This window comes from Coriobacteriia bacterium (assembly GCA_018368455.1).
Classification (GTDB): Bacteria; Actinomycetota; Coriobacteriia; order Coriobacteriales; family UMGS124; genus JAGZEG01.
This window is the reverse complement of the sequence record JAGZEG010000006.1, coordinates 177,007-184,965: the sequence shown is the minus strand read 5'-3', so window position 1 is coordinate 184,965 and position 7,959 is coordinate 177,007. Positions and strand designations below refer to the sequence as shown.

Sequence of the window (7,959 nt, the reverse complement as noted above, 5' to 3'; positions counted from 1 at the left end):
GCCGGCTGGTCCCAGGTGCGCAACCAGCTCCTGTGCGACGAGGGCATAAGGCGCAGGGTGGAGAGGTACATGTGAGAGGACTTACACAGAGTTCTTGACAGTCCCTGGTCCCAATTCGGAACGAAAGACGGCGATGTCATTCTTGACTTCTTTTCTGGATCGGCAACAACCGCTCAAGCTGTTTTTGCTCAAAACTGTGATGATGGGGGAACTAGAAAAAGCATTCTAATTCAATTACCCGAGCCTTTCCCTTTTGGCTCCGTTGCGGCCAATGATTCTTATAAGGATCTATGTCAGCTTGCTGAGGAACGTATCCGTCATGCGGGCGACAAGACCAAGGTTGAGCTCGAAAAGTCCAATCGTCATCTGAAACTCGGCGAGGAACCCAAGCGGCTACCCGATATCGGTTTTCGTGTCTTTACGCTTGATGACTCCGGCATTGAAAAGCCTCGGCAGGGTGAGCTCGTGTTCGATGTGGTGAAGCCCGATCGTTCGGACATGGACATCGTGTTCGAGATGATGCTCAAGTGGGGCCTGGAGCTCACGCTGCCCGTGGAGCACGAGGACGCCGCAGGCTATCCCGTCTACTCGGTCGCCGCCGGCGAGCTTGTGTGCTGTCTGGCCGACGGTCTCACCATGGGTGCTCTCGACGCCATTGCTGCCATGGAGCCCCGCCGCGTACTCATGCGCGACTCCATTCTCACCGATACGCTCAAGCTCAACGCCATTCAGGTGTTCAAGCGCGTAGAGGAGAGAACGGGTCGCGAGGTAGAGCTGAGGACGGTGTAGGCCATGGCGCTGGAACTCAAGTACTCTGCCGACCAAGAGTATCAAATCGAGGCTGTTGAGAGCGCCTGCGGCCTGTTCCGCGGCCAAGAGTTTATGGATGCGTGCTTTACGGCTGGTGGAACGGAGGGCGGGACCCTTTTTGAAGGCACCAACGCCAAGTATGCCGCTGACGCGTTGCAAATCGGCCATGCCAACGGGATGCGCCTCTCCTCACGGCAACTGGAAGAGAATCTGCATGCTATCCAGGAGGAGTGGTGCCTGCCCGCCACGAGCGTGACGACCGATGGCCACCTGCGCGACTTCTCGGTGGAGATGGAGACGGGCACCGGCAAGACCTACATCTACATCCGCACCATCTACGAGCTCAACCGCCGCTACGGTCTCACCAAGTTCATTATCGTGGTGCCGGGTGTTGCGATTCGCGAGGGCGTGAGGAAGAGCTTTGAAAGCATGGCGAAACATTTCGGCGTGCTCTATGACAATACTCCGTTGGAGCACTTTGTCTACGATGGCAAGGATATGGGGCCCGTGGGCAACTTTGCAACCTCCGCGTCCATCCAGGTAATGATTATCAACATCGACTCTTTCAATAGCAGCTTTCAAGATGACGGTGGCATCGAAAAAGGCAATCTGTTCCATCGCCCTAGTGAGAAGCTCATTGGTGGCCACAGCCCACGCGAGCTGGTGGCGTCGTGCAATCCCGTCGTTATCATCGACGAGCCCCAGAGCGTTGACAACACACCCAAGGCAAAGGCGGCCATCCGTAGCCTGAATCCCCTGTTCGTACTGCGCTATTCTGCAACACACAAGGAGGTTTACAACGAGATTTATCGCCTTACGCCGGTGGACGCTTTCCAGCGCGGGCTGGTTAAGGGTATCTGCGTCGACTCGGTGCTATCGCAGGAGGATCTCAACGGCTCGTATGTGCGGTTGGAGTCGGTTAAGGCAAAGCCCTTCACCGCTAAACTCACGTTGGACGTTCGTCAGGCGGATGGAAGCAAGAAGCGCAAAAAGCTGAGTGTCAAGACGGGCGACGACCTTTATATCAAGAGCGGCGAGAACACAGACTATGAAGCCGGCTGGGTGGTGGACAATATTTCCGCTGCCGAGGGAGACGAGTGGGTCGAATTTCAGAATGGTGAGGTAATCAAGCTCGGACAAGCGGTGGGTGACATACCTGCCGAGGCGGTGAAACGTGCGCAGATTCGCCGCACCATCGAGGACCACCTGCAGCGGCAGCTGGCATTGCGGCAACGAGGCATCAAAGTGCTCAGCCTCTTCTTCATTGATGACGTTGAGAAGTACCGTCTCTACGACCCTGTACGCGGCGGCGAGTATGCCCAAATGTTCGAGGAGGAGTACGCTGCTGCGATGCCAAGATGGAGGCCATGCTACGAAAAAGCGGGCGTGCCCCTAGATACGGACGCAGCTGCGATTCATACGGGATATTTCTCGCGTGATGGCAAGGGGAAGTTGAAGAACACCTCGGGCACCACAAACGCGGATATCTCGACCTATGAGACTATCATGCGCAGCAAAGAGGCGCTCATCTCGTTTCCTTCGCCGGGCGATACCGATGAGGAACGCGCTAAGAAACGCATCCAGTTCATCTGGAGCCACTCGACGCTCAAAGAGGGTTGGGATAACCCCAACGTTTTCCAGATCTGCACGCTGGTGGAGACGAAGGACGCCATGACCAAACGCCAGAAAATCGGCCGAGGTCTGCGGCTGTGCGTGAACCAGGATGGCGAGCGCTGCTATGACAGGGACGTCAACATACTCACCGTCATCGCCAACGAGAGCTACGACGAGTTCGCGTCAGGCCTACAGACCGAGTTCGAGAAAGAAGGCTATCGCTTCGGTGTGCTCACCGCGGAATCTTTTACGCATGTTATTGTTGAGCAAGGAGACGGGCGAGAGGAATGCTTGGGGTATGTGGGCAGCCGGAGGCTCTTCGAGTTTCTCGAAGAGACGGGCCTCGTGGACAAGAAGGGCAGCATCACACCCGAGCTCAAGCAGGCGGCCGAGGAAGGCCGCGTGCCTATGCCTGCCGGCATGGAGGGGGCGCAACCTGCCGTCGAGACCATCATCCTGCGCAAGGCCCAGAAGCTGCAGATCAGGGACAAGGCCAAGGAGGTGGAAGTCGAACTCTCCAAGGACGTTTCGCTTGACCCTGCGTTCCAGGAGCTGTGGGAGCGTATCCGAAAGCGCACACGATTCGAGGTGGACGTTGACTCCGATAAGCTTGTTGAGATGGCCTGTGCCGAGATAGGGAAGATGCCCGAGGTGAAGTCGCCCGAGGTCATATCGACACGGGCCGAGCTGTCTGTTGGCGAGGGTGGAGTCGAGGCTGAGGCGCGGTCAACTTCGATTGTGCGCATGGATTCAACGACGGCGTATGACCTGCCCGATCCCATAGCCGAGCTGCAAGATGCCGTGGGACTCACACGGGCTACCATCAAGCGTATCCTCGAAGGTTGTGGACGCTTCGAAGAGTTCAAGCTGAATCCGGCGCTATTCCTCTCACAGGTAGCGGCAAAGATTAACAAGGCCAAAGCGCAGGCCATAGCCGAGGGTATCAAGTACACGAAGCTACCCGATGACGAGTGGTATACCATGCGTGACCTAGACCCCGGTGACTTCAAGGCGTATCTGGGACAGAATGCTTGGGAGCCGGTCCATTCCAAGAGCCTCTACAACTATGTGGTCTACGACTCCTCGACGGTCGAGAAGCCATTCGCTGTGGAGCTCGATCAGGCGGAGGAGATCAAGGTCTTTGCCAAGCTGCCGAGCAAGTTCAAGATTGATACGCCACTGGGCAGCTATAACCCCGACTGGGCCTACGTCCAGGAGATCGAGGGGGAGCGGCGCGTCTACTTCGTGACAGAAACCAAGGGCGGTGGCAATAACGACATTCGCGTGAACGATACTGAGCGCGGGAAGATTCGCTGCGCCCGAAGGCACTTTGAGGCCATCGGCGAGCCGGATCTCAAGTATGACGTTCGTACCACGTATCGGACTGGAGGGGCTTAGGGGCGGTTATCGGCTGCTACAAAAGCGTGCGCTATGTACGATGAGCGACCGTTTTTGAGGCTGGGCGTCCGCAGAGGCTTTCGAGAAGCCGCAGCTCACAGCGTTACGCATATTCCTACTGGGGCACTCGTGTCATACATAACGCCACAAAACGTATCAGCGAAATTCACGAGGCCCCATTTTGTAGCAAGTCTTACCAATGGCGCGCCCCGAGAGGTCCCCCAGATGCAAGGCGCCCGGCGGCGTAGCGTACTAAACGCTACGTAAGCCGCCGGGCAATGCCGCAGATGGAGCAACTGATGCGAGGTGCCCGTAAGGTTTTGCAGTGCCCCGGATACAAGGCGGGCCCGGGCGTAGCGTACTAAACGCTACGTAAGCCCGGGCCCAACGCAGTAGACGGAGTGCTGCAGAACCTTACGCGTCGTGGAGGTCGCGCAGGCGGGTCAGATGCTCGTACCTCTCCATGGCCGCCTTCTCGTTGCGCTCGAACAGCGTGGCTGCGCGCTGCGGGAACTCGCGGGTCAGGCGGCTGTAGCGTGCCTCGTTCATCAGGAACTCCTGGTAGCCGCCGGCCGGCTCCTTGGAATCGAGGATGAACTTCTTGCCGGGCTCGGCCGCCGGGTTGAAGCGGAACAGGTTCCAGTAGCCGCAGTCGACGGCGCGCTTCATCTCCGCCTGGCAGTTGGCCATGCCGCCCTTGATGGCGTGCATTTCGCACGGCGAGTAGCCGATGATGAGCGACGGGCCCGGGTAGGCCTCGGCCTCGGCGATGGCCTTGATCGTCTGCGCCGGCTTGGCGCCCATAGCGACCTGCGCCACGTACACGTAGCCGTAGCTCATCGCGATCTCGGCGAGGCTCTTCTTCTTCATGTCCTTGCCGGCGGCGGCGAACTGAGCCACCTGGCCGATGTTGGACGCCTTGGAAGCCTGACCGCCCGTGTTGGAGTACACCTCGGTGTCGAATACGAACACGTTGACGTCGAAGCCGCTGGCCAGCACGTGGTCGAGGCCGCCGTAGCCGATGTCGTAGGCCCAGCCGTCGCCGCCGAAGATCCAGACAGACTTCTTCGACAGGTGGTCCTTACGCTCGAGAATCGCGCTCGCCAGCATGCCGAGCTCGCCGTCAGCACCCGCGACGCGCGAGAGCTCAGCGATGTAGGCGTCGGCCGTCGTGCGGCTTTCGGCTGCCTTGCCCACGGCGTCGAGCCACGCATGGGCCGCGCCGGCCAGCGCGTTATCGCCCGCCGCCTCGGCGAGCTTCACGAGCTCCCAGCTCTTCTCGTACTGCTCGGTACGCACGGCCTCGTAGCCCACGAGCATGCCCATGCCGTGCTCGGCGTTGTCCTCGAACAGCGAGTTGTTCCACGCCGGACCGTGGCCCTGCTTGTTGACGGTGTAGGGCGACGTCGCGGCGGGGTTGCCCCAGATGGACGAGCAGCCCGTCGCGTTGGCGATGAACATGCGGTCGCCGAACAGCTGCGTGACGAGGCGCGCGTACGACGTCTCGGCGCAACCGGCGCACGAGCCGGAGAACTCGAGGTAGGGCTGCTTGAACTGGCTGTCCTTGACGCTCGTGCCCTCAAGCTCGGGCTTGGGCGCCACATGCGCGACGCAGTAGTCGAACGCCTCCTGCTGGGGTAGTTGGCCCTCGGCCTCCACCATCGTCAGCGCATCAGAGGGGCAGGCGCCGACGCACAGCGTGCAGCCCATGCAGTCCAGCGGCGAGATGGCCATCGTGTACTGGTAGCCAGCTGCCTTGGCCTTGGGGCCGCGCGCCGCCACGAGCTTCGTGACCTCGGGGGCCGCTGCGGCCTCGTCGGCGCTGAGCGCGAACGGGCGGATCGTGGCGTGCGGGCACACGTAGGAGCAGCTGTTGCACTGGATGCACTTCTCGGCGTCCCACACCGGCGCCGTGACGGCCACGCCGCGCTTCTCGTAGGCCGAGGCGCCCAGCGGCCAGCTGCCGTCGGCGTAGTCCACGAACACGGAGACGGGCAGGCTGTCGCCGTTCATGACGGCAACGGGCTCCATGATGTTCTTCACGAGCTCGACGGTCTTGAGACGGCCCTCGAGCATGCGCTCCTGGGCGTCGTCGGTGGCACTAGCCCAGCTGGCGGGCACGTCGACCTTCGTGTAAGCCGTGGCGCCGGCGTCGATGGCCTTGTGGTTCTTGTCGACGACGTCCTGGCCCTTCTTGAGGTAGCTCTTCGTCGCCGCGTCCTTCATGTAGCGCAGCGCGTCCTCCTGCGGCAGCACCTTGGCCAGCGAGAAGAACGCCGACTGCAGGATGGTGTTCGTGCGCTTGCCCATGCCCACCTTGGCGGCCAGGTCGATGGCGTCGATGGTGTAGAGCTGGATGTCGTTGGCCGCGATGTAGCGCTTGGCTTCGGCGTTGAGGTGATGCTCAAGCTCGGCGAGGTCCCACGGGCAGTTGATGAGGAACGTGCCGCCGGGCTTGACGTCCTGCACCATGCGGAAGCCCTTCGTGATGTAGCTCGGGTTGTGGCACGCCACGAAGTCGGCCTTGTTCACGTAGTACGGGCTGCGGATGGGGGAGTCGCCGAAGCGCAGGTGGCTGATCGTGACGCCGCCCGTCTTCTTCGAGTCGTACTGGAAGTACGCCTGAACGTACTTGTCGGTGTGGTCGCCGATGATCTTGATGGAGTTCTTGTTCGCGCCCACGGTGCCGTCGCCGCCGAGGCCCCAGAACTTGCACTCGATCGTGCCGGCAGCCGCCGTGTTGGGGGCGTGAGGGTCCTCGTCCAGCGAGAGGTGCGTGGCGTCGTCGACGATGCCGATCGTGAACTCGCGGCGCGGCTCGTCCTTGGCCAGCTCGCTGTAGACGGCGAACACCGAGGCGGGCGGCGTGTCCTTCGAGCCGAGGCCGTAGCGGCCGCCCGTGACGGTGAGCCCCGCGATGCGGCCCGTCTCGACGAGCGCGGTCACGACGTCCTGGTAGAGCGGCTCACCGAGCGAGCCCGGCTCCTTCGTGCGGTCGAGCACGGCAATCTTCGTGGCCGTGGTCGGCAGTGCCTCGACGAACTTCTCGGCGACGAACGGGCGATACAGGCGCACCTTCACGAGGCCGACCTTCTCGTCGTGAGCGTTGAGGTAGTCGATGACCTCCTCGGCGACGTCGCAGATGGAGCCCATGGCCACGATGACGCGGTCGGCGTCGGGCGCGCCGTAGTAGTTGAACAGCTGGTAGTTCGTGCCGATCTTGGCGTTGACGCGCGCCATGCAGTCCTCGACGACGCCGGGCAGCGCGTCGTAGCGGGCGTTGCAGGCCTCGCGGTGCTGGAAGAAGATGTCGCCGTTCTCGTGGCTGCCCATGGCCTTGGGGTGCTCGGGGTTGAGCGCGCTGTCACGGAAGCGCTTGGCGGCCTCGAAGTCGTACATGTCGGCGAGGTCGTCGTAGTCCCACACGGCGATCTTCTGGATCTCGTGCGACGTGCGGAAGCCGTCGAAGAAGTTGAGGAACGGCGTGCGGCCTTCGAGCGCGGCGAGGTGGGCGACGGCCGAGAGGTCCATGACCTCCTGGACGTTGCCCTCGGCCAGCATGGCGAAGCCTGTCTGGCGGCAGGCCATGACGTCGGAATGGTCGCCGAAGATGTTGAGCGCCTGCGTCGCGACGGTGCGCGCGCTGACGTGGAACACGCCGGGCAGCTCCTCGGCGGCGATCTTGTACATGTTGGGAATCATGAGCAGCAGGCCCTGCGAGGCCGTGTACGTGCTCGTGAGGGCGCCGGTTGCCAGCGAGCCGTGCACCATGCCGGCCGCTCCGCCCTCCGACTCCATCTCGACGACCTTCACTGTGGAGCCGAAGATGTTCTTGCGGCCGTTGGCGGCCCACTGGTCGACGTAGTCGGCCATGGGGCTCGACGGCGTGATGGGGTAGATGCCCGCCACCTCGGTAAACGCGTACGAGACGTGTGCGGCAGCCGTGTTGCCGTCCATCGACTTGAACGATCGCGCCATGTAGTCTCCCTCTCCTGATCGGTACGCTCGGGACGGCGCGTGACGCGCGCCAGTCGTTACGTCCCCGTAACATACGGTCGCGCCATCATATCGCGGCAGGTGAGGCGACATCTCCATGCGCTAGGCACAAGGTGGATGCTCTCGGCAAGTGGGAGGCCG

The 7,959-nt window shown here is 61.7% G+C and carries 3 protein-coding genes; 2 read left to right on the top strand and 1 reads right to left on the bottom strand.

The window, feature by feature from the left end:
- Positions 1-465: 465 nt before the first annotated feature.
- Complete coding sequence (locus tag KHZ24_05510) at positions 466-789, top strand: hypothetical protein (GenBank protein ID MBS5450654.1); 324 nt, start codon at positions 466-468, stop codon at positions 787-789.
- A 3-nt stretch (positions 790-792) separates the two neighbouring features.
- A complete protein-coding gene (locus tag KHZ24_05505) occupies positions 793-3,822 on the top strand; it encodes a DEAD/DEAH box helicase family protein (GenBank protein MBS5450653.1) in 3,030 nt (1,009 codons plus the stop codon).
- Positions 3,823-4,236: 414 nt separating this feature from the next.
- On the opposite strand, the gene nifJ is transcribed toward KHZ24_05505, so the two are convergent.
- Entirely contained in the window at positions 4,237-7,800 is a 3,564-nt protein-coding gene (gene nifJ, locus KHZ24_05500; GenBank protein ID MBS5450652.1) for a pyruvate:ferredoxin (flavodoxin) oxidoreductase, read from the bottom strand.
- Positions 7,801-7,959: the final 159 nt, after the last annotated feature.